The organism is Mycobacterium shunyiense (assembly GCF_058270035.1).
The window spans coordinates 142,500-165,240 of the sequence record NZ_JBZDPT010000001.1; the positions used below are offsets into that span (position 1 = coordinate 142,500).

19 protein-coding genes are annotated in these 22,741 nt (G+C 66.6%); 16 read left to right on the forward strand and 3 right to left on the reverse strand.

Annotation, left to right across the window (positions count from 1 at the left end; genetic code table 11):
- The first annotated feature begins 11 nt into the window (after positions 1-11).
- The 8 genes from AC4ELS_RS00765 (at position 12) to secA (ending at position 10,015) form a co-directional block, all read left to right on the forward strand.
- Positions 12-401 carry a hypothetical protein gene (locus tag AC4ELS_RS00765; RefSeq protein ID WP_499045265.1) on the forward strand — a complete coding sequence of 130 codons (390 nt, stop codon included), beginning with the start codon at positions 12-14 and terminating at the stop codon, positions 399-401.
- Positions 402-495: 94 nt separating this feature from the next.
- Positions 496-1,128, forward strand: coding sequence for a dTMP kinase (locus tag AC4ELS_RS00770; protein WP_064886428.1), 633 nt, complete (start codon positions 496-498; stop codon positions 1,126-1,128).
- Positions 1,129-1,180: 52 nt separating this feature from the next.
- Positions 1,181-1,867: a two-component system response regulator MtrA gene (mtrA, locus tag AC4ELS_RS00775; RefSeq protein ID WP_019343547.1), complete on the forward strand. Its 687-nt coding sequence runs from the start codon at positions 1,181-1,183 to the stop codon at positions 1,865-1,867.
- Positions 1,868-1,913: 46 nt separating this feature from the next.
- The gene (mtrB, locus tag AC4ELS_RS00780) at positions 1,914-3,575 is read left to right on the forward strand and encodes an MtrAB system histidine kinase MtrB (protein ID WP_064886498.1); all 1,662 of its coding nucleotides are present in this window, start codon (positions 1,914-1,916) and stop codon (positions 3,573-3,575) included.
- On the forward strand, positions 3,572-5,332 hold the full coding sequence (lpqB, locus tag AC4ELS_RS00785) for an MtrAB system accessory lipoprotein LpqB (protein WP_499045267.1): 1,761 nt from the start codon (positions 3,572-3,574) through the stop codon (positions 5,330-5,332). Before mtrB ends, lpqB begins: the two co-directional genes overlap by 4 nt.
- A gap of 43 nt (positions 5,333-5,375) precedes the next feature.
- The gene (locus tag AC4ELS_RS00790; RefSeq protein ID WP_448442592.1) at positions 5,376-6,005 is read left to right on the forward strand and encodes a ComF family protein; all 630 of its coding nucleotides are present in this window, start codon (positions 5,376-5,378) and stop codon (positions 6,003-6,005) included.
- A 330-nt stretch (positions 6,006-6,335) separates the two neighbouring features.
- Complete coding sequence (hpf, locus tag AC4ELS_RS00795; RefSeq protein ID WP_499045565.1) at positions 6,336-6,986, forward strand: ribosome hibernation-promoting factor, HPF/YfiA family; 651 nt, start codon at positions 6,336-6,338, stop codon at positions 6,984-6,986.
- Positions 6,987-7,147: 161 nt separating this feature from the next.
- Complete coding sequence (gene secA / locus AC4ELS_RS00800; RefSeq protein ID WP_064886424.1) at positions 7,148-10,015, forward strand: preprotein translocase subunit SecA; 2,868 nt, start codon at positions 7,148-7,150, stop codon at positions 10,013-10,015.
- Here secA and AC4ELS_RS00805 read toward each other — a convergent pair.
- Positions 10,012-10,506, reverse strand: a complete 495-nt coding sequence (locus AC4ELS_RS00805; RefSeq protein WP_499045270.1) for an Rv3235 family protein — start codon at positions 10,504-10,506, stop codon at positions 10,012-10,014. The genes secA and AC4ELS_RS00805 overlap by 4 nt on opposite strands.
- 156 nt (positions 10,507-10,662) lie before the next feature.
- On the opposite strand from AC4ELS_RS00805, the gene AC4ELS_RS00810 reads away from it, so the two are divergent.
- From AC4ELS_RS00810 to AC4ELS_RS00845, 8 genes are all read left to right on the forward strand, one after another.
- A complete protein-coding gene (locus AC4ELS_RS00810; RefSeq protein ID WP_499045272.1) occupies positions 10,663-12,516 on the forward strand; it encodes an ABC transporter ATP-binding protein/permease in 1,854 nt (617 codons plus the stop codon).
- A 116-nt stretch (positions 12,517-12,632) separates the two neighbouring features.
- Positions 12,633-14,042: a WS/DGAT/MGAT family O-acyltransferase gene (locus AC4ELS_RS00815; protein ID WP_499045274.1), complete on the forward strand. Its 1,410-nt coding sequence runs from the start codon at positions 12,633-12,635 to the stop codon at positions 14,040-14,042.
- A gap of 61 nt (positions 14,043-14,103) precedes the next feature.
- Positions 14,104-15,891, forward strand: a complete 1,788-nt coding sequence (locus AC4ELS_RS00820; protein ID WP_499045276.1) for a BCCT family transporter — start codon at positions 14,104-14,106, stop codon at positions 15,889-15,891.
- A 9-nt stretch (positions 15,892-15,900) separates the two neighbouring features.
- Complete coding sequence (locus tag AC4ELS_RS00825; protein WP_064959520.1) at positions 15,901-16,410, forward strand: DUF6912 family protein; 510 nt, start codon at positions 15,901-15,903, stop codon at positions 16,408-16,410.
- Positions 16,411-16,430: 20 nt separating this feature from the next.
- Positions 16,431-17,852: a metal-dependent hydrolase family protein gene (locus AC4ELS_RS00830; RefSeq protein ID WP_499045279.1), complete on the forward strand. Its 1,422-nt coding sequence runs from the start codon at positions 16,431-16,433 to the stop codon at positions 17,850-17,852.
- 58 nt (positions 17,853-17,910) lie between these two features.
- The gene (locus AC4ELS_RS00835; protein WP_064886418.1) at positions 17,911-19,047 is read left to right on the forward strand and encodes a ferredoxin reductase; all 1,137 of its coding nucleotides are present in this window, start codon (positions 17,911-17,913) and stop codon (positions 19,045-19,047) included.
- Positions 19,048-19,115: 68 nt separating this feature from the next.
- Complete coding sequence (locus AC4ELS_RS00840; RefSeq protein WP_499045282.1) at positions 19,116-20,354, forward strand: fatty acid desaturase family protein; 1,239 nt, start codon at positions 19,116-19,118, stop codon at positions 20,352-20,354.
- Positions 20,355-20,510: 156 nt separating this feature from the next.
- Positions 20,511-20,909: a hypothetical protein gene (locus tag AC4ELS_RS00845; protein ID WP_174554268.1), complete on the forward strand. Its 399-nt coding sequence runs from the start codon at positions 20,511-20,513 to the stop codon at positions 20,907-20,909.
- Between the two features lie 5 nt (positions 20,910-20,914).
- On the opposite strand, the gene AC4ELS_RS00850 is transcribed toward AC4ELS_RS00845, so the two are convergent.
- A complete protein-coding gene (locus AC4ELS_RS00850; RefSeq protein ID WP_448442609.1) occupies positions 20,915-21,721 on the reverse strand; it encodes an SDR family oxidoreductase in 807 nt (268 codons plus the stop codon).
- 36 nt (positions 21,722-21,757) lie between these two features.
- A complete protein-coding gene (gene rsgA / locus AC4ELS_RS00855) occupies positions 21,758-22,738 on the reverse strand; it encodes a ribosome small subunit-dependent GTPase A (RefSeq protein ID WP_064959518.1) in 981 nt (326 codons plus the stop codon).
- Between the last annotated feature and the right edge of the window lie 3 nt (positions 22,739-22,741).

Here is a 22,741-nt window from a genome sequence, read left to right on the forward strand (position 1 = left end):
GGGGGATGGAAATGAAGCAGGTGACGATCGCTTTCGACATCGACGGGACGTTGCGGGACAACACGATCACCGATGGCTACGTGGCCAACGAACGCATCCGCACGCTGCTGATCACCTTGGCGTGCATGAGGAACACGCGGATCATGCTCTGGTCCGGGGGCGGTGAGGGTTACGCCCGTCGGGCTGCCGACGCCATGGGCCTCGTGAAGTACGTCGACGTCTACGCCGACAAGGGCTACGGCGGCTACGACGCCGACGGCCATCCCATCTTCCACACCGACCTGAAACCCGACATCGCCTTCGACGACATCGAGGAGTGCTCGCTCGGCGGACTGAATCTCATTGTGCAGGAACGCGGATTCACGCCGGGTTATGTGCCGCCCGCGCAGCGGCCGAGCTGACGCGCGGCCGCCACTCCAGCGTGACGCTCGAGGGCTGGCGCCACTCTGGTGTGACATTGGGGGGCGACGGCCGCCGCAGAGCTAGGCTCGCGGGGTGCTCATTGCGATCGAGGGTGTCGACGGCGCAGGCAAACGTACGCTGACGGGCGGCCTGCGGGCGGCGTTCGAGGCCGACCACCTCTCCGTCGGCAGTCTGGCGTTCCCGCGCTATCACCGCTCGGTGCCCGCGGACCTGGCCGCCGAGGCGCTGCACGGCGCCCACGGCGATCTGGCCGGATCCGTCTACGCGATGGCCACCCTGTTCGCGCTCGACCGTGCCGGTGCCCGGGAGGAGATCGAACACCTGCAGGCCGCCTATGACGTCGTCATCCTGGATCGCTACGTGGCGTCCAACGCCGCCTACAGCGCGGCCCGGCTCCACCAGGGCGCCGACGGGGAAGCGGTGGCCTGGGTGCGTGAGCTCGAGTTCGACCGTCTCAAACTCCCCAGCCCGGATTGGCAGATTCTGCTCGATGTCCCCACCGAGCTGGCTGCTGCGCGGGCCGAGCATCGCGCCAACACCGAGGCCGACCGCGCCAAGGACGCCTACGAGCGCGACGGCGGGCTGCAACAGCGCACCGGTGCGGTGTATGCCGCGCTGGCAGCCGCCGACTGGTGCGGCCGATGGGCGGTCGCGGGCCCGGATGTGGACCCGGCAGCCCTGGCGGGGCGGCTAAGCAGCAGATAAAGCGGAGAAACCCGCGTGTGGTACCCCGGTTTTATCGCTGTCGGGTGACACCATGGACACCATGAGGCAAAGGATCCTTGTCGTCGACGACGACCCATCGCTGGCCGAGATGCTCACCATCGTCTTGCGTGGTGAAGGATTCGACACCGCGGTCATCGGCGATGGCAGCCAGGCGCTCACAGCGGTCCGCGAATTGCGGCCTGACCTGGTCCTGTTGGATCTGATGTTGCCCGGCATGAACGGGATCGACGTGTGCCGGGTGCTGCGTGCCGACTCCGGCGTGCCGATCGTCATGCTGACGGCCAAGACCGACACGGTTGACGTGGTACTCGGCCTGGAGTCCGGCGCCGACGACTACGTGATGAAGCCTTTCAAGCCGAAGGAGCTGGTGGCCCGGGTGCGCGCGCGGCTGCGCCGCAACGAGGACGAGCCTGCCGAGCTGCTCTCGATCAACGATGTCGAGATCGACGTGCCCGCCCACAAGGTGACCCGGCAGGGCGAGCAGATTTCGCTGACGCCGCTGGAGTTCGACCTGCTGGTGGCGCTGGCACGTAAACCACGCCAGGTGTTTACTCGTGATGTGCTGCTCGAACAGGTGTGGGGATATCGCCACCCCGCTGACACCCGTTTGGTGAACGTGCATGTCCAGCGGTTGCGGGCCAAGGTCGAGAAAGACCCGGAGAACCCGCAGGTGGTGTTGACCGTTCGAGGAGTGGGATACAAGGCCGGACCACCGTGATCGGACGGCTCGCCGTCGCCGTGACACTCACCGCCCGGCGGTGGCCGTGATCTTCAGCTCCAGACGTCGCATTCGTGGTCGCTGGGGAGGTTCTGGTCCGCTGTTGCGCGGATTGGGGACGCTCGGACGGGCGGTGAGCCTGGTCTGGCGTCGCTCGCTGCAACTACGGGTCGTGACGCTGACCCTGGGGCTCTCGCTCGCCGTCATCCTGGTGCTCGGCTTCGTGCTGACCAGCCAGATCACCGACCGGATCCTCGAGGTCAAGGTCAAGGCCGCCACCGAAGAGGTGGAACGGGCCCGCGTCACAGTCGGCGGCATCGTCGGCGGTGAGGAGAGCAGGTCGCTCGACAGCAGCCTCCAGTTGGCCCGGAACACCCTGATCGATCGCAAGGCCGACGCCCGAGCGGATGTGGCCGGCGCGTTCGACGCGGTGCTCATGGTCCCCGGCGACGGGCCGCGCGAAGCCGCTGCGGCCGGGCCGGTGCAACAGGTGCCCAAGGCGCTACGTGACTTCGTCAAGGCCGGACAGGTCAGCTACCAGTACACCCCGGTCGCCACCGATGCGTTCTCCGGCCCTGCGCTGATCGTCGGCAGCCCGGCGTCCTCATCGGTGCCCAATCTTGAGCTGTACCTGATCTTTCCGCTGAACAACGAGGAAAGCACCATCTCCCTGGTGCGCGGCACCATGGCGACCGGCGGCGTGGTGCTGCTGGGTCTGCTGGCGGCGATCGCTCTCGTGGTGGCCCGTCAGATCGTGCAGCCGGTCCGGTCCGCCTCACGGATCGCCGAGCGGTTCGCCGAAGGCCACCTGACCGAGCGGATGCCGGTGCGCGGCGAGGACGACATGGCCCGGCTCGCGGTGTCGTTCAACGACATGGCCGAGAGTCTGTCGCGCCAGATCCAACAGCTCGAGGAATTCGGAAACCTGCAGCGCCGCTTCACCTCTGATGTCAGCCATGAACTGCGGACCCCGCTGACCACCGTGCGCATGGCCGCCGACCTCATCCACGATCACAGCGAGGACCTCGACCCCGCGCTGCGCCGGTCAACCGAGCTGATGGTCAACGAGCTGGACCGGTTCGAGACACTGCTGGCCGATCTGCTGGAGATCTCCCGCCACGACGCCGGTGTGGCCGAGCTGTCGGTGGAGTCGGTGGATCTGCGGACGACGGTGCAGAGTGCGCTGGACAACGTCGGGCACCTGGCGGCCGATGCCGAGGTCGAGCTCGACGTCAACATGCCGGGCGACGAGGTGATCGCCGAGGTGGATCCGCGTCGGGTGGAACGCATCCTGCGCAACCTCATCGCCAACGCCATCGATCACGCCGAGCGCAAACCGGTGCGCATCCGGATGGCTGCCGACGAGGACACCGTCGCCGTCACCGTGCGCGATTACGGTGTCGGCCTGCGTCCTGGCGAGGAGAAGCTGGTGTTCAGCCGGTTCTGGCGGTCCGATCCGTCCCGCGTACGCCGCTCCGGCGGCACCGGCCTGGGCCTGGCCATCAGCATCGAGGACGCGCGCCTGCACCAGGGCCGGTTGGAGGCCTGGGGTGAGCCGGGCAAGGGAGCCTGCTTCCGTCTGACGCTGCCCCTGGTGCGCGGCCACAAGGTGACCACCAGTCCGCTGCCGTTGAAACCTGCTTCGCAACAGCAAAAGTCGCGGCAGCGCCCCAACCGCGACCGGGAGCATGCGGAGGAGAACGTGTGAAGCGCCTACTGACGGTGGTGGTCGTCGGTCTGGTAGTTCTGGTGTCCGGATGCGCGGGAATTCCGAATTCGTCGTCCCCGCAAGCGATCGGTACCGTCGACAGGCCGGCACCACCGAACCTGCCCAAACCGGCGCCGGGCATGGACCCCGATGTTCTCCTGCGCGAATTCCTCAAGGCCACCGCCGATCCCGCAAACCGGCACCTGGCGGCCCGGCAGTTCCTCACCGAGTCGGCGTCCAGCTCGTGGGACGACGCCGGCAGCGCACTGCTGCTCGACCGGGTGGTGTTCGTCGAAACCCGCGGCGCAGACCGGGTTTCGGTGAGCATGCGGGCAGACATCCTGGGGTCCCTTTCCGACATGGGGGTGTTCGAGACCGGGGAGGGGGCACTGCCCGATCCCGGTCCGATCGAGCTCGTCCAGACTCCGGCCGGCTGGCGCATCGACCGGCTGCCCAACGGCGTTTTCCTTGACTGGCAACAGTTTCAGTCCACCTACAAGCGCAACACGCTCTACTTCGTCGACCCGACCGGGACCACGGTCGTGCCCGATCCCCGTTATGTCGCGGTGTCCGATCCCGACCAGTTGGCCACCGAACTGATCTCCAAACTGGTCTCCGGGCCCCGCCCGGAGATCGCCAGGGCCGTGCGTAACCTGCTCGACGCACCATTGCGGCTGCGCGGTCCGGTCACCCGGGCCGACGGCGGAAAGACCGGAGTGGGGCGCGGCTACGGCGGCGCCCGAATCGACCTCGAGAATCTCTCGACCACCGATCCGCACAGCCGGCAACTGCTTGCCGCGCAGATCATCTGGACCCTGTCGCGGGCCGGGATCAGTGGGCCGTACGTGATCAACGTCGACGGTGCCCCGCTGGACGACCGGTTCGCCGACGGTTGGGAGACCTCCGACGTCGCGGCCACGGACCCTGGTGCGGTGCCTGGCGCGGCCGCAGGCCTGCACGCACTGGTCGGTGGATCGCTGGTGGCGTTGGACGGGCAGAGCACCACCCGCGTGCCTGGCGCGTTCGGTTCGGCACCCAATCAAAAGTCGGCAGCGGTGTCACGCAATGGTCAGGATGCGGCGTCTGTCGTTGTGTTGCCCGATGCCCCGGAGGCGACTGCCGCCTCGCTGTGGATGGGCCCGCTGGGCGGCCCCACCGCGATGGCCATCGAGGGCCGGACCCTGAGCCGCCCAAGTTGGTCGCTGGACCAAGCCGTGTGGGTGGTGGTCGACGACGTCAATGTGGTCCGCGCCATCCGCGACGCGTCCGGTGTGCCGGCGCGTATCCCCGTCGACGCGGCGGCCGTGGTCACCCGATATCCCGGCCCGATCACCGAACTGCAGCTGTCCCGGGACGGCACCCGCGCGGCGATGGTGATCGGTGGGCAGGTGATCCTGGCCGGAATCGAGCGGACCCCGGAAGGCCAGTTCCTGCTGACCTATCCGCGGCGTCTCGGCTTCGGACTGGGCAACACGGTGGTGTCGTTGTCCTGGCGTACCGGCGACGACATCGTGGTCAGCCGGACCGATCCGGCGCACCCGGTGTCCTACGTCAATCTCGACGGGGTGAACTCGGACGGTCCCAGCCGCAATCTGCAGATCCCGGTGGGCACGGTGGCCGCGAATCCGTCGACGGTCTATGTCGCCGATCAGCGCGGGGTGATGCAGCTGTCCGCATCGGTCAGTGAGGACAACCCCGGCTGGGTCGAAGTGCGTCCGCTGATGGTTCCCGGCTCGCTGCCGGTGCTGCCCGGCTGACCGACCCCCGCGCCGTGTCGGTGCCGGCGCGCAGACTGCCGGCATGCTCGACCTCATCCTGCCGCTGGAGTGCGGCGGCTGTGGGGCACCGTCGACCAGGTGGTGTGCGACGTGTGCCGCGCAGCTGAGCGTCGCCGATGACGAGCCGCACCTGGTCACTCCGCGCACCGATCCGGGGGTGCCGGTGTTTGCCCTGGGCCGCCACGCCGGTATCCGCCGGCGCGTAATTGTGGCGGCCAAGGAACACGGCCGCAGCGACCTGATCGTCCCGCTGGCCGATGCGCTGAGTGCCGGCCTGCAGCATCTGCTGACCTGGGGCGTCGTCGGCACTCCGGTGACACTGGTGCCGGCACCGACCCGCTTCGTCGCGGCTCGTCGGCGCGGTGGTGATCCGGTCCGCCGGATCGCGACGGCGGCGGTTGCCGGACTGCCGGGTGTCGGCGTGGTGCCCGCGCTGCGCCTGCGGCCGTGGGTGCGTGATTCGGTGGGCCTGTCGGGCGCCGCCCGCGAGCGCAACATCGCCGGCCGCGTGCGTCTGATCAGGCCGGTCGTGGGTGAAGTGGTGCTGGTCGACGACATCGTCACCACCGGAGCCACGGCGGCCGAATCGGTGCGGATGCTTACCACTTCGGGGGCCGACGTGGCTGCTGTACTGGCGATTTCGCATGCCTGACGCGCGCGTCATTTCGCTGAGATCAAACCCACATGAAGAACTGAGAACACGTATTTGAAATTGGTGGCACGAGTGGGTGAACACGGACTACCGTCGGCAGCAACCACCCGTGAACGACTCACGGCGGCGCCCCCCGAACGCGGCGCCACTTCACTGCCAAACGGTAGGAGGTGAGTACCCGACACCTTTCGCCGATGGGTGGAGCAAACTATTCGGCCCATCGGCACCATCTCGATTCGTTGAGAAGTAGGGCACGCGTGAACGCGTGTGACAACTGAGAGAAACGAGTTGCCGAGTATGTCAACCCATTCCCCGGACACAAGCGCCACCATGGTGGTCGACCCCGACGAGCAGGTCGGCGACACCACCCCGGAGCCGAACGCAGAGGTTGTGGTCAAAGGTCGAAACGTCGAAGTTCCCGATCACTTCCGTATCTACGTCTCGGAGAAGTTGTCGCGCCTGGAGCGGTTCGACCGCACCATCTACCTGTTCGACGTCGAACTCGACCACGAACGTAACCGCCGTCAGCGCAAAAACTGCCAGCACGTCGAGATCACGGCCCGCGGCCGTGGCCCGGTGGTGCGCGGCGAGGCCTGCGCAGACAGCTTCTATGCGGCCCTGGAATCAGCGGCCGGCAAACTCGAAAGCAGGCTCCGCAAGAGCAAGGACCGCCGCAAGATCCACTACGGCGACAAGACCCCGGTCTCACTGGCCGAAGCGACCGCGCACGAGACGCTGTTCGAACAGCAGCCGACGGCGACGGTCGATGGCGGATTGGCGGATGGCCTCGACGACCATGAGCCGGGCCGGATCGTACGGACCAAGGAACACCCGGCGAAGCCGATGACCGTCGATGACGCCCTCTATGAGATGGAGCTGGTCGGCCACGATTTCTTTCTGTTCCATGACAAGGAGAGTGATCGCCCGTCGGTGGTATACCGCCGCCACGCCTACGACTACGGGCTGATCCGTCTGGCCTGACCGCCAGAAGGCGCAGAATCGCACCTCGGAGCATTCCGGGGTGCGATTTTGTCTCTTGGCGCCAGCAGAACCAGCGACTTCGACCGGTCACCTACGATGGACGTCAACTAAGCCCGTGCGATCCCGCCCACGGGATCCATCGAACCCACAGGGGAAATAGCGTGCTGTCGAAGTTGCTCCGTCTCGGTGAAGGCCGCATGGTCAAGCGCCTCAAGAAGGTGGCCGATTATGTCGACACCTTGTCCGACGACATGGAGAAGCTCTCGGACGCCGAGCTGCGAGGCAAGACCGACGAGTTCAAGAAGCGGATCGCCGACGGCGAGGACCTCGACGACCTGCTGCCCGAGGCGTTCGCGGTGGCCCGTGAGGCGGCGTGGCGGGTGCTGTCCCAGAAGCACTTCGAGGTCCAGATCATGGGCGGCGCGGCGCTGCACTTCGGCAACGTCGCCGAGATGAAGACCGGTGAGGGCAAGACCCTGACCGCGGTGCTGCCGGCCTACCTCAACGCGCTGTCCGGCGAGGGCGTGCACGTGGTGACGGTCAACGACTACCTGGCCAAACGCGACAGCGAGTGGATGGGCCGCGTGCACCGGTTCCTGGGCCTGGAGGTCGGCGTGATCCTTTCGGGCCTGACCCCGGAGGAGCGCAGGACGGCGTACCACGCCGACATCACCTACGGCACCAACAACGAGTTCGGGTTCGACTACCTGCGCGACAACATGGCGCACTCGGTCGAGGACATGGTCCAGCGTGGCCACAACTTCGCGATCGTGGACGAGGTCGACTCGATCCTCATCGACGAGGCCCGTACCCCGCTGATCATCTCGGGTCCCGCCGACGGCGCCTCCAACTGGTACAGCGAGTTCGCCCGACTGGCCCCGATGATGGAGAAGGACACCCACTACGAGGTCGACATCCGCAAGCGCACCATCGGTGTGCACGAGCTGGGCGTGGAGTTCGTCGAGGACCAGCTGGGCATCGAGAACCTCTACGAGGCAGCCAATTCGCCGCTGGTCAGCTACCTGAACAACGCCATCAAGGCCAAGGAGCTGTTCCAGCGCGACAAGGACTACATCGTCCGCGACGGCGAGGTACTCATCGTCGACGAGTTCACCGGCCGTGTGCTGCTGGGACGCCGCTACAACGAGGGCATGCACCAGGCCATCGAGGCCAAGGAGCACGTCGAGATCAAGGCCGAGAACCAGACGCTGGCCACGATCACGCTGCAGAACTACTTCCGGCTCTACGACAAGCTGTCCGGCATGACCGGCACGGCCGAGACCGAGGCCGCCGAGCTGCACGAGATCTACAAGCTGGGTGTGGTGCCGATCCCCACCAACAAGCCGATGGTCCGCGCCGATCAGGGCGATTTGATCTACAAGACCGAGGAAGCCAAGTACATCGCGGTCGTCGACGACGTGTCCGAGCGCTATGAAAAGGGACAGCCGGTGCTGATCGGTACCACCAGCGTCGAGCGCTCCGAGTACCTGTCGCGGCAGTTCACCAAGCGCAAGATTCCGCACAACGTCCTGAACGCGAAGTACCACGAGCAGGAGGCGAACATCATCGCCGAGGCCGGTCGGCTCGGCGCCATCACCGTCGCCACCAACATGGCCGGTCGTGGTACCGACATCGTGCTCGGCGGCAACGCCGACTTCCTGGCCGACAAGCGGCTGCGGGAAAAGGGCCTGGATCCGGTGGAGACCCCGGAGGAGTACGAGGCCGCCTGGGACGACACCCTCACGGCCATCAAGGAAGAGGCCAACAAGGAGGCCGAGAAGGTCACCGAGGCCGGTGGGCTGTATGTGCTGGGCACCGAGCGTCATGAGTCCCGGCGTATCGACAACCAGCTGCGCGGCCGCTCGGGCCGCCAGGGTGACCCGGGCGAGTCCCGGTTCTACCTGTCGCTGGGTGACGAGTTGATGCGACGGTTCAACGGTGCGACGCTGGAGTCGCTGCTGACCAGGCTGAACCTGCCCGACGATGTGCCGATCGAGGCCAAGATGGTGACCCGCGCGATCAAGAGCGCGCAGACCCAGGTCGAGCAGCAGAACTTCGAGGTCCGCAAGAACGTCCTCAAGTACGACGAGGTGATGAACCAGCAGCGCAAGGTCATCTACAAAGAGCGGCGGATGCTCCTGGAGGGCGAGAACCTCCAGGAACAGGCCCACGACATGCTCGTCGACGTGATCACCGCCTACGTCGACGGCGCCACGGCCGAGGGTTACGCCGAGGACTGGGATCTGGCCAAGCTGTGGGAGGCGCTCAAGACGCTGTACCCGGTGGGCATCGACCACCACGATCTGGTCGATTCCGATGCAGTGGGCGAGCCCGGTGAGCTGACCCGTGACGAGTTGCTCGAAGCGCTGGTCGCCGACGCCGACCGCGCCTATGCCGAGCGCGAGAAGCAGCTCGAGGAACTGGCGGGCGAGGGCGCCATGCGCCAGCTGGAGCGCAACGTCCTGCTCAACGTGATCGACCGCAAGTGGCGCGAGCACCTCTACGAGATGGACTACCTCAAGGAGGGCATCGGTCTGCGCGCGATGGCGCAGCGCGATCCGCTGGTCGAGTACCAGCGCGAGGGCTATGACATGTTCGTCGGCATGCTCGACGCGCTGAAGGAGGAGTCGGTCGGATTCCTGTTCAACGTTCAGGTCGAGGCTGTGCCTTCGCAGCCGAGCGCCCAGGTGGCACCTGTGGCCGCGCCCAGCGGGCTGGCCGAGTTCGCTGCGGCCGCGGCGGCGAAGGCCGGTGAGGCCAATGAGGCTGCAGCCGCCGAGGCCGACTCCGGTGCGGTGGCCACCAAGGAGCGCCCGGCACCTGCATTGCGGGCCAAGGGGATCGAGAACGACGCTCCGCCGCTGACCTACACCGGACCGTCCGAGGACGGAACCGCGGAGGTCCAGCGGTCCGGCGGTGGCGGGAAGCATTCCGCGCCCGCCGGTGGTGGCACGCGTCGTGAGCGGCGCGAAGCAGCCCGCAAGCAGGCCAAGACCGGCCGGCCGTCGAAGTCGCACCGCAAGGGTTAACCCAACTGCAGCGCGGTGAGTTGCCAACGGCCACTGCGCAATTCGATACGTCCGGCGATGGCGCGTACGCGCGCCCCGCGGGTGTAGGTGGCGAACAGCTCGGCGGCCTCGGGTGAGGCTGCCGGGCGTAACCCCACCCGTCGCAGGCTGGCGGTGGTGACGTGCCGGGATGCGGTGGAGGCGACGACCGCGTCGAGCAGCAGTTGGCTCATCAGTGATCTCAGCTGGGACGGCGGTCTGCGCCGGTCGACGACCTCAAGGACCCGGCGCAGGGCCATGTCGGCGAATTGTGCCGCACCAGGCTGCAATTGGCGTTCGGGTTCGGGACTCACAAGCCGTAGCCGGCGCGGGCTGTGCCCGTGCAGCACGGTCGGGGTCGGACAAGGGGCGGCGGGCACGTCAGGCGGTGGGCCGCCCAGCGGCAGCGCCGGCGGCTCGCAGTCGATGACGGGTGCGGTCAGCGGCTGCGCAGCGCGTTTCGGGGTGGTCACAGGCAACCTCCAGCGGTCGGCATCACGGACGACATCTGCTGGAGAGGTGCAGACCTACCCATGATCGCATGGGTTCGGCGTGCCGGAAGCACGGATAATCCGGCGCTCGGTTTCTCCGGTTAGCGTGACGAGAGTCGTCGAACCAGGGGGAACAGAATGGTTCAGCCCAGCATCGATTGGCCGGCCGAGCCGCTGCGCTCGCTGGTGTGGACGCTGCAGGCGTGGGTGATCACGTTCGTGGTGTTCCTCGCCGTGGCGGTGCTGATCGCGAGGTTCACCCGGTGGGGACAACAGTTCTGGCGGGTCAACGCACCGTTCTTCACCGGCGCCGGCAGTTGGCGCACCTGGGTGCTGCTGGCGTTCATCCTGTGGCACACCGTGTACGCGGCGCGGGTGGTGGTCATTTTCACCTACCAGTACGCGGACCTGATGAATGCGGTGCAGGCCGGTTCGGAGGCACTGGCCACCCACGACGACGCGAAACTCGATGCCGCGCGACAGGCGTTCATGACGTCGTTTGCGATCAGCGGGATTCTGGTGGCACTCACCGTCATCTACACCGTGGTGGACCTCTTCCTGCGTCGCGTCTTCTCGATCCATTGGCGGGTCTGGCTCAATGCGCGGCTGGTCGACGACTGGATGGCCGGCGATGCGTTCTACCGCAACCGCTTTCTGGATGCGCCGGTGGAAAACCCTGATCAGCGCATCCAGACCGACGTCGAGACCTTCACCACCAAGTCGGTCGACCTGAGCATCGGGGCGGTGAGCAAGTCTTTGTTGATCGTCATGTTCACCGGGGTGCTGTGGCAACTATCGGGGCCATTGCAGTTGGGCGGCTGGGTGATTCCGCGGGCGATGGTCTTCGTGGCGTTCATCTTTTCGATCACGGTGACGGTCATCGCGTTCTGGATCGGCCGCCCCCTGGTCCGGTTGAACTTCCTCAACGAACGGTTCAGCGCCAGTTTCCGCTACGCGCTGGTGCGGTTGCGCGACAGCGCCGAGCGCGTTGCGTTCTACCGCGGTGGGGAGCGTGAACGGACACTGCTGCACTCCCGGTTCGCCGAGATCATCGCCAACATGTGGCGGATCGTGTTCGCGCAGTTGCGCCTCAACGGCTGGAACCGCGGGGTCGGTGACGTGACGACGGGCATGATCCCCTACATCGTGCAGGCGCCACGGTTCTTCGCCGGGCAGATCACGCTCGGCGGTCTGCTGCAGACCGTTGCGGCGTTCGGAAATGTCTGTGGCGCAATGTCGTTCTTCCGGGACAGCTATGACGAGTTCACCGTCTACCGGGCCGCCCTGATGCGCATCGATCAGATGCTCGCTCACGATCGCCAGGCCCGGGAGCTGCCCCGGATCTCGGTCGCTGCCACCCGCGATTCGCTGGCGCTCACGGAGGTGCAGGTCGACGACCTGCAGGGGAGTCCGCTGATCGCGGATCTGTCGATGGTGCTGAACCCGGGGGACAGCGTGGTGGTCAAGGGGCCGTCCGGGTGCGGTAAGACCACCCTGCTGCGCAGTCTGGCCGAGTTGTGGCCGAGGGCCCGGGGACTGGCGGAGTATCCGTCCGGATGGTCGACACTGTTCCTGCCCCAACTGCCGTATCTGCCGCTGGGTGACCTGCGGGCCTCGGTGGTGTACCCGCTGCCGATTGCCGATGTGGGCGACAGCGAACTGCGGGACACCTTGCGGGCGGTGGCCCTCGGGCATCTGACCGAGCGTCTGGACGAGGAGGCCGACTGGGCGTCGGTGCTGTCCCTGGGCGAGCAACAGCGGGTGTCCTTCGCGCGGGTGCTGCTGGTCCGTCCACGGGTGGTGTTCCTCGACGAGTCGACCTCCGCGTTGGACGAGGGACTCGAGGACGCCATGTATGGGCTGGTGCGGGAACGGTTACCCGACTGTGTGGTGGTCAGTGTGGGGCACCGGTCCACCATCGACCGGCATCACCGGTCACGTTTGCAGTTGGAGGGCAGTGGCCGCTGGGAGCTCTCGGTGATCCCGGGATGAACGCTCGGTAGCTCCGGCGTGAAATTGACGCGCGGTAGCACCCGTGATGCGGAGCAGCAGATTCGCCGGTTAACGTGACGGGTTCAAGGGGAGCGAGAAGGGGAGGTTGGCGCCGCATGGTGAACAGGCTGTCGGCGTCCGACGCAGCGTTCTTCCACCTGGAGAACACCGCTACGCCGATGTATGTGGGGTCCTTGTCGATCCTCCGCAAGCCGCGGGCCGGCTTGAGTTACGAGACCCTGCTGGAGACCGTCGAGCACCGGCTGCCGCAGATCCCTCGCTACCGGCAGAAGGTGCGTGAGGTGACGCTGGGCCTCGCCCGTCCGGTGTGGGTGGACGACCGGGATTTCGACATCACCTACCACATTCGGCGCTCGGCGCTGCCGTCTCCGGGGAGCGACGCGCAGCTGCACGACCTGATCGCCCGGCTCGGCTCGCGGCCGTTGGACCGGACCCGTCCGCTATGGGAGATGTACCTGGTCGAAGGGCTGACCAAGAACCGCATCGCCATCTACACCAAGACGCACCAGGCCTTGGTCAACGGGATGACCGCGCTTGAGATCGGGCACGTCATCGTCGATCGGGCGCAGAAGCCGCCGGAGTTCGGCGAGGACATCTGGATCCCGGCCCGCGAACCCAGCGACCGCCAGTTGATGCTCGGTGCGATCGGGGAGTGGATCACCCGCCCCACCACCCAGCTCGCCGCCTTGCGCGACACGGTGACCGAGGTGGCCACCAGTGCCAGCGAACTGGCGGCGGTGGGCCGTCGGGTGGCCGATGTGGCCCGCACGGTGGCGCGCGGCACGGCCCCGAGCAGTCCGCTCAACACCACGGTCTCGCGCAACCGCAGATTCTCGGTGGACGAGCACCGGCTGGAGGATTACCGGCTGGTGCGCGCCCGCTACAACTGCGACATCAACGACGTCGTCCTGGCGGTGGTGGCCGGCGCGCTGCGCAACTGGCTGCTGTCGCGCGGGGAACCGGTCAACCCGACCACCACGGTCCGGGCGATGGCGCCGATGTCGGTGTACCCGGATGCCGAGCTGGACTCCACGGGACCGGGCCAGGCCATCAGCGAGGTATCGCCGTTCCTGGTCGACCTCCCGGTCGGCGAGGGCAATGCGGTGGTACGGCTGTCGCAGATCGCCCACGCCACCGAATCGCATTCCACCGCCGCCAGCCTGGTCGATGCGCGCACCATCGTCACCCTGTCCGGGTTCGCGCCGCCGACCTTGCACGCCATGGGCATTCGGGTGGCGACAGGTTTCTCGGCTCGGCTGTTCAACCTGCTGATCACCAATGTGCCCGGGGCTCAGAAGCAGATGTATGTCGCGGGCACCAAGCTGCTGGAGACCTACGCGGTGCCGCCGCTGCTGCACAACCAGGTGCTGGCCATCGGGGTCACGTCGTACAACGGCATGCTGTACTTCGGGATCAACGCCGACCGGGACGCGATGAGCGACGTCGACGTCTTGCCGAGCCTGTTCCGCGAATCCCTCGAAGAGTTGCTGGAGGCAGCAAGATAATCGTGGCGAAGCGCGTGGGCTGTTTGACCTGAGCTGCAATTCGCGGTCTGATGAATTGATCATGCCAGCTGAGATACGAAACAGTAGACCCGACAAGAACACGCACGAAGCCAAGAGATCAGTCGTCAAGAAGACCGAAGATGCGCTCAAGTCGGTTGCCGAGGTGGTGCCCCACCACCCGGTACTCGACGTCCCGGTAGAGCAGAAGGCCTACACCCGCCGTGCCGGCGTGGACTGGGTGGTTTTCGGGGTCACCGCCGTCATCGCGCTCGCATTCCTGGTCTGGGGATTCGTCAGCACGGATTCGCTTGCCAGCGCCTCGAAGAACGCCCTCGGCTGGGTGATGGCCGATGTCGGTTGGTTGTTCGTCCTGACCGCGTCCGGGTTCGTGATCTTCGTGATCTGGTTGGCGATGAGTCGCTACGGCAACATTCCGCTGGGCCGTGACGACGACGAGCCGGAGTTCCGCACCGTGTCCTGGGTGGCGATGATGTTCAGCGCCGGCATGGGTATCGGTCTGATGTTCTTCGGGGTGTCCGAGCCGCTGTCGCATTTCGCCTCCCCGCCGCCGGGGACCGGCGGCCCGGGCAATCCCCGGGCAGCCGAGACCGCGATGGCGACCACGATGTTCCACTGGACGTTGCATCCGTGGGCGATCTACGCCGTCGTCGGCCTGACCATCGCCTACGGCGTCTACCGCAAGGGCCGGTTGCAGCTGGTGTCGGCGGCATTCGAGCCGCTGCTGGGCAAACACGCCAACGGGCCGTGGGGCAAGGTGATCGACATGCTGGCGATCTTCGCCACGCTGTTCGGATCGGCCGCCTCGCTGGGGCTCGGTGCGCTACAGATCCGCAGCGGGTTGCACATCGTCGCCGGGATCGGCGAAACCGGTAACGCCATCCTGGTCGGCATCATCGCGATCCTCACCGTGGCGTTCGTGCTGTCGGCGGTGTCCGGTGTCGCCCGTGGCATTCAATGGCTGTCGAACATCAACATGGTGCTGGCAGTCGGGATAGCCCTGTTCATCTTCCTGGTCGGCCCGACGATGTTCATGTTGAACATGATCCCGACCTCCATCGGCAGCTATGTGGATCAGCTGGCGCAGATGGCTGCCCGGACCGGCGCCGAAGGTGAAGTGGTCAGCACCTGGCTGCAGAAGTGGACGATCTTCTACTGGGCGTGGTGGATCTCGTGGACTCCGTTCGTCGGCATGTTCATCGCCCGGATCTCCCGCGGTCGAACCATCCGGCAGTTCGTGACCGGGGTCCTGTTGGTACCGAGCGTGGTGTCGGTGGTGTGGTTCTGCGTGTTCGGCGGTGCGGCGATCTTCGAGCAGGAGAACGGCGTGGATCTGGCCGGAATGGGCAGCCAGGAGCGGCAGCTGTTCAGCCTGCTCGGTGAATATCCGATCGCGACGGTCACCAGTGTCGTGGTGATGGTGCTGGTCGCCATCTTCTTCGTGTCGGGCGCCGACGCCGCGTCGATCGTGATGGGTTCGCTGTCCGAGCGGGGCACCATCAAACCCACCCGCCCGACGGTCATCTTCTGGGGTGTCGCCACCGGCGCGGTGGCGGCGGTGATGCTGCTGGTCGGCGGGGCCGACGCCCTGAACGGTCTGCAGTCGATCACCATCATCGTCGCGGTCCCGTTCGTCCTGGTGATGATCGGTCTCGCGGTGGCGCTGGTGCGAGACCTCCGCCAGGACCCACTGGTGGTGCGCCGCGAGTACGCGCTGGAGGCGGTCAACGATGCGGTGGTCTCCGGTGTCACCCAGCACGGCGACGATTTCGTGATTTCGGTGGAGAAAGACCCGCAAGCCGACGACCGCAGAGACGCCGTCGACGATTAACCTCGCGGTGTGCGCGTCTACATCCCGACGACCCTGGTCGCCCTGCAGAAGCTGGTCGCCGACCGTCACCTGCTCGTCGTGAACGGGACCGCCTTCGCGGTCACCCCGACGTTGCGGGAGGCCTATGCCGAGGGCGACGACGACGAACTCGCCGAGGTGGCCTTGCGTGAGGCCGCGCTGGCCTCGCTGCGGTTGCTGGCCGGCGGCCCGTCCGATTCGGGCCTGCCGCCGCGGCGGGCCGTCGTGGTGGCCGACCCCGGGGCGGACGTGGAGGTCACGATTCGCCCTGATCTCGATGACGCCGTGGTGCGGCTGTCCGGGCCGTTGCCGATCGATGCCGTGGTCGCGGTGTACGTCGACAATGCCGATGCGGAGTCGGCGGTGCTGGCCGCGGTCGACGTCATCGACGAGGCGGACATGGGCGACGAGGACGCCGAACTCACGGTGGGAGACGCCCAGGATCACGACCTGGCGTGGTACGCCCCGCAGGAATTGCCGTTCCTGCTCGAACTGCTCTGATCGACGAGACGGGGATTTCGATGCGCGGATTCGGACTGTTGGCGGTGCTGGCCGTGGTCTTGGCGAGTGCGGCGTGTTCGACCGGCGGGGGTGACGCCCCGTCGGCAGGCCCGACCGAGTCGGCGGCCCCGACGGAGTCCCGGCAGCCTCTGGCGCCGCCGGCCACGGACGCCGAGGTGGCCACGACGGACTTCCGGAACGTGAAAATCTTTGACGGCCATAGTGATCGGCTGTCGGCGCCGTCGAATGTGCGGGTGAAAGGCAACCGGATCGAACGGATCTCCACCGAGGAGCTCCCGGCTGATCCGGCCGCCACGGTGATCGACGGCGACGGGCGCACGTTGATGCCCGGCCTGATCGACAACCACTGGCACACGATGCTCGTGCGGCCGCCGGTGACACAGCTGACGACCTTGGATCCGGGGTACCTCAACCTGTTGGCCGGCGCCGAGGCCGGCGACACCTTGATGCGTGGATTCACCACGGTGCGCGATCTCGGTGGCCCGAGCTTCGGGCTGAAGAAAGCCATCGACGAAGGTGTCATCGACGGACCGCGCATCTTCCCGTCGGGCGCGATCATCACCGTCACCAGCGGCCACGGTGACTTCCGTACGTCCGCGGACTTACCCCGCAATTCCGGTGACCCGCAGTCGCGTCAGGAGGAACTCGGCGCCGCCATGGTGGCCGACAGCCCCGACGAGGTGCGGATGCGTGCCCGCGAGCAGCTGTTCCAGGGTGCCTCACAGATCAAGCTGACCGCTGGGGGCGGGGTGTCGTCCCCACACAGCCCGCTCGACGTCACCACCTTCACCGAACCCGAACTTCGGGCGGCCACCGAAGCGGCCGGCAACTGGGGCACCTATGTCGCTGTACACGCCTACACCCCGCAGACCATCCAGCAGGCGATCCGCGCCGGCGTCAGTTGCATCGAGCACGCCCATCTGATGGATGAGGCGACGGCAAAAGAGATGGCGGACAAGAACATCTGGCTGAGCACGCAGCCCATCCCGGCCGAGATGATCGGTGCGTTTCCGCCGGGCTCCGACGAGGCCGCCAAGGCCAAGGAGATCGTCGACGGCGTCAGCAACGTCTATCAGTTGGCCCGCAAGTACAAGCTCAAGACGGCCTTCGGCACCGACATCCTGTTCTCGCCGCAGCTGGCGCCGAAACAGGGCGCGCTGTTGGCCGGGCTCGGCAAGTGGTTCTCGCCCGCCGAGACGTTGACGATGGCCACCGGAACCAACGCCGAACTGCTGGCGATGTCAGGCAAGCGCAGCCCGTACGCCGGAAAGCTGGGCGTGGTGCAGGAGGGTGCGTTGGCGGATCTCCTGCTGGTCGACGGTGACCCGCTGGCTCAGTTGGACCTGGTTGCCGACCCGGAACGGAATTTCAAAGTGATCATGAAGGACGGGAAAACGTACAAGAACACTTTGGCGTCCTGACCTGTGAGAGCCGGCGTACGACTAGCTACGGGGCAGTAACCTACGGTACCGTAGGTTCATGGCCAAGAACTCGATCAAGGTCTCGGCCAATGTGGCCGACACGGTTCGCCCTACCGTTGCCGGCGCCGAGCACCGTCCCGCGTGGAACGCGCTTCGCCGCATCTTGGGTCAGGTGACCACGCCGCTGTTGCCCGACGATTACCTCAAGCTGGCCAACCCGTTGTGGTCGGCCCGGGAGTTGCGCGGCCGGGTGGTCGAGGTGCGGCGGGAAACCGCTGACTCGGCGACTTTGGTGATCAAGCCGGGCTGGGGTTTCTCGTTCGACTATGAGCCCGGTCAGTACATCGGCATCGGTGTGCTGATCGACGGGCGCTGGCGTTGGCGGTCGTATTCGCTGACCTCGACGCCGGAGAAATCCGCGCGCACCATCGCGATTACCGTCAAGGCGATGCCCGAGGGGTTCCTGTCGACTCACCTGGTCGACGGGCTGCGTCCGGGAACCGTGGTGCGGCTGGCCGCGCCGCAGGGCAACTTCGTCATGCCGCAACCGGCGCCGGCCACGGTCCTGTTCGTGACGGCGGGCTCGGGCATCACTCCGGTGATGTCGATGCTGCGCACCCTGGTGCGACGGGGCCAGATCACCGACATCGTGCACGTGCATTCCGCGCCAACCGAATCCGATGTGATGTTCGGCCAGGAGTTGGCGGAGCTGCACGATGCGCATCCCGGCTACCGGCTGTTGTTGCGCAGCACCCGGACCGAAGGCAGGCTTGATCTGGCGCAACTCGGTGAGTTGGTTCCCGATTGGCGTGAGCGTCAAGCGTGGGCGTGCGGGCCCGAAGGCATGCTCAACGACGCCGAACAGGTGTGGGAGGCCGCCGGTATCGCCGAGCACCTGCACCTGGAACGGTTCGCGGTGTCGCGGGCGGCTCCGCACGGCGCCGGGGGCACGGTGACGTTCGAGCGCAGCGGCAAGGAGGTCACGATCGACGGCGCGACGCCGTTGATGGACGCGGGGGAGCAGGTCGGGATCCAGATGCCGTTCGGCTGTCGGATGGGGATCTGCCAGTCCTGTGTGGTGGGCCTGGTCGAAGGGCATGTCCGCGATCTACGCACCGGCGTCGAGCATGACCCGGGTACCAGGATCCAGACGTGTGTTTCCGCCGCTTCCGGCGACTGCGTCCTGGATGTCTAAGCTTTACTGGCTAGTAACCTACGGGGTCGTAGGTTACGCTACCGTAGGTAATTGAGAGGAGGCTGACGATGGCAGTAACCGACGTTCCCGCATTCGCGCATCTGACCGAAGCCGACATCGAGAATCTGGGCATCGAACTCGACGCGATCCGACAAGACATCGAAGACTCCCGTGGTGAGCGGGACGCCCGCTACATCCGCCGCACCATCGCGGCGCAACGTGCGCTCGACGTCGCCGCCCGCGTCATGCTCGCGGCGAGCTCGAAGCGTTCCGCCTGGTGGGCGGGCACCATCACCCTGGGCGTGGCCAAGATCATCGAGAACATGGAGATCGGCCACAACACCATGCACGGCCAGTGGGACTGGATGAACGATCCCGAGATTCACTCCTCGTCGTGGGAGTGGGACATGAGCGGGGCGTCCAAGCACTGGCGGTTCACCCACAACTTCATGCATCACAAGTACACGAACATCCTCGGCATGGACGACGACGTGGGCTACGGCGTCATCCGCGTGACCCGGGATGCCAAGTGGAAGCCGTTCAACCTCTACGGCAACCTGCTCTTCAACACCCTTCTCGCGATCGGCTTCGAGTGGGGCGTCGGGTTGCAGCACCTGGAGCTCGGCAAGATCTTCAAGGGTCGCGACAATCGCAACGCGACGCTCGTCCGGGTACGTGAGTTCGGCGTCAAGGCCGGCCACCAGCTGGCCAAGGACTACGTGGTCTGGCCCGCGCTCACGTCGTTGTCGCCCGGCGCCACCTTCAAGTCCACCTTGAAGGCCAATGCGGTGGCCAACGTCATCCGCAACGTCTGGGCCAACGCGGTGATCTTCTGCGGCCACTTCCCCGATGGCGCAGAGAAATTCACCAAGACCGACATGGTCGGTGAAAGCCGCGGCCAGTGGTACCTGCGCCAGATGCTGGGTAGCGCCAACTTCAACTCAGGTCCGGTGCTGGCCTTCATGAGCGGCAATCTGAGCTACCAGATCGAGCACCACCTGTTCCCGGATCTGCCGAGCAATCGGTACGCCGAGATCGCGGTCCGGGTACGGGCGCTGTGCGACAAGTACGACCTGCCCTACACCACGGGACCGTTCCTGGTGCAGTACGGCAAGACCTGGCGCACGATCGCCAAATTGTCGCTGCCGGACCGGTTCCTGAAGGACACGGCCGACAATGCCCCGGAAACGCGCAGTGAGCGGATGTTCACCGAGCTCGACGGGTACGGCGTCACCGATCCGACGACGGGACGTCGTCGTGGTCTGAAGACGGCCATCGCGACCGTGCGGGGCTGGCGCCGCCGCTGAGCTGGTCGAATGTGAAGAAGGTGTCGAGAAATCGCTGATTTCTCGACACCTTCTTCACGTTGCGCTCGAATTCCAAGCAATTGCCCGACGCACTCCCAGGGTCCTCGCAGTCGTCGTTCATATTCTGCGTTCGTGAGGAAGCTACTTGCGGCTGCCATGGTGCTGGGCGCCTCGGCCGTTCCGGTCGGTGCACTGGCCACCGGTATCGCCGCGGCCGACGACTACGCCGGGCAGAAATACTCCGACGTGCAGTCCGAGCTGTCCGATGCCGGGATGAAGGGTGTCGTTGCGACCCGTTCGGGTGATTCCGAGGCCGACGACGACTGCGTGGTGGCGAGCTCGGAAAAGGCATCCTGGCACAAGGGCGACAACTTCGCGCCCGTCACCGACACCGTGCTGCTCAACCTGAACTGCAACGCCGGGGTGGCCTCGGCCAAGACGCCGGGCAACTCGGCGGCGAGCCCGGAGGGGCGCGCCGCCATCGCGGCGGCCAAGCAGCAGGCCGAGCAGGAACAGCAGCAGGCTGCGGCCGACCAGGCCAAGACCAAGCACTGACCCCGTTACATGTTGAGTTCCCAGACCTTCGGCCAGTCCTTGCCCCGGAAGGCGGCGTCGATACCGCCATCGACGAAGATGACCGACCCGACGAAGTAACCCGAATCGGGACCCAGTAGGAACGCCACCAGCGCAGCCACCTCTTCGGGCCGTCCGCCGCGCCCCGCTGGGATCGTCTTGAGGAACTGCTCCATTCCCGCACCGGTCAGCGGATCCTTGCGGCCCTCCTGGGTCATCGGAGTGTCGATGAGCCCCGGTGCGATCGCGTTGAGCCGGATGCCGTCGGCGATGTACTCCGCGGACTTGGTGCGGGCGTAGTACGCCAGGGCGGCCTTGGTCGCCGGGTAGGCCTGCAGGGCCGCGAAATCGCCGTAGGTGGAGGCGACGGTATTGGCGCCCGTCTCATCACCGGCCAGGCAGGCTTCGGCCAGCTCCACCGGCCAATTGGGCTGAGTGGTAGTCGAATTCGAACTGATCAGCACCACCGACGCGTTCTCCCGGCCGGCCAGCAGTGGACGCAGACCTTCCAGCAGCTCGATGGCGCCGAAGTAGTTGACGGCGATGAGCAGGTCCGCCGGACGGCCGGTTGCGGCGGCCAGACCGGCGAACGGGACGAACCCGTCGATGCCGCCGTCGGCCAGCTCGGTGACCTTGACGATCGCCTCCGCACGTCCGTCCGGGGTGCTCAAGTCCACGTTCACGTCGGCCCCGCGCAGGTCGACGCCGATCACCCGATGCCCGTCGGATTCCAGCCGTTTCTTGGTTGCCGCCCCAAGACCAGAGGCGCTGCCGGTGAGAACGTAAGTAGCCACGTTCAGCGACCATAGTCGCCGAGACGTCGGGGCAGGTCAGGCTTCCCGCAGAGCGGTCAACAGGTGACGGGTCGCCGCGACGCGGCCCGCCGCCGGCCCGGTCAGGGTGTCGAGCGCACATTCGGGATCGGCGGGTGGGCCCATATGGCCGCAGCCGCGCGGGCAGTCCTCGATGGTGTCGGCCAGATCCGAGAACGCCCTGATCACGTCGTCCGGTTGAATGTGTGCCAGCCCGAACGACCTGATGCCGGGAGTGTCGATCACCCAGCCCTGGCCGTCGAGCGGGAGCGCCACCGACTGGGTGGAGGTGTGCTTGCCCTTGCCCACTCCGGAGACTTCGCCCGTGGCCCGATCCGCCTCCGGGACAAGGCGATTCACCAGCGTCGACTTGCCCACCCCGGAATGCCCGAGGAACACGGTGACTTGATCGGTCAGCAGCGGTGCGACCGCATCGAGTGGATCCTCGCGGCCCGCCGTGACGATGGTCAGGTCCAGATCCGCGAACTGCGCGGCGAACGGCTCTGGGGCGGCCAGATCGGATTTCGTCAGGCACAGCACTGGTTTCAGCCCGCCGGCGTAGGCGGCGATCAGTGCGCGTTCGACGAAACCGGTGCGCGGCGGTGGGTCGGCCAGGGCCACCACGATCAACAGCTGGTCGGCGTTGGCGACCACCACCCGTTCCGTCGGATCGGTGTCATCGGCGGTGCGGCGCAACACTGTTCGGCGCTCACCACGGCGGACGATCCGGGCCAGGGTGTCCGGGCGGCCGGATAGGTCGCCCACGATGTCGACGTCGTCGCCGACGACGATCGGGGTGCGGCCCAGTTCACGGGCCCGCATCGCGACCACGCGGTGATGCGGATCGCGATCCAGGGCGCAGCCCCAGCGGCCGCGGTCGACGGTGACCACCATCGCGGACTGGGCATCGGCGTGGTCGGGGCGGATCTTGGTGCGCGGACGGGTACCCCGGCCCGGCCTGATCCGGACATCGGACTCGTCGTAATCCCGCGCTCCCAAGGT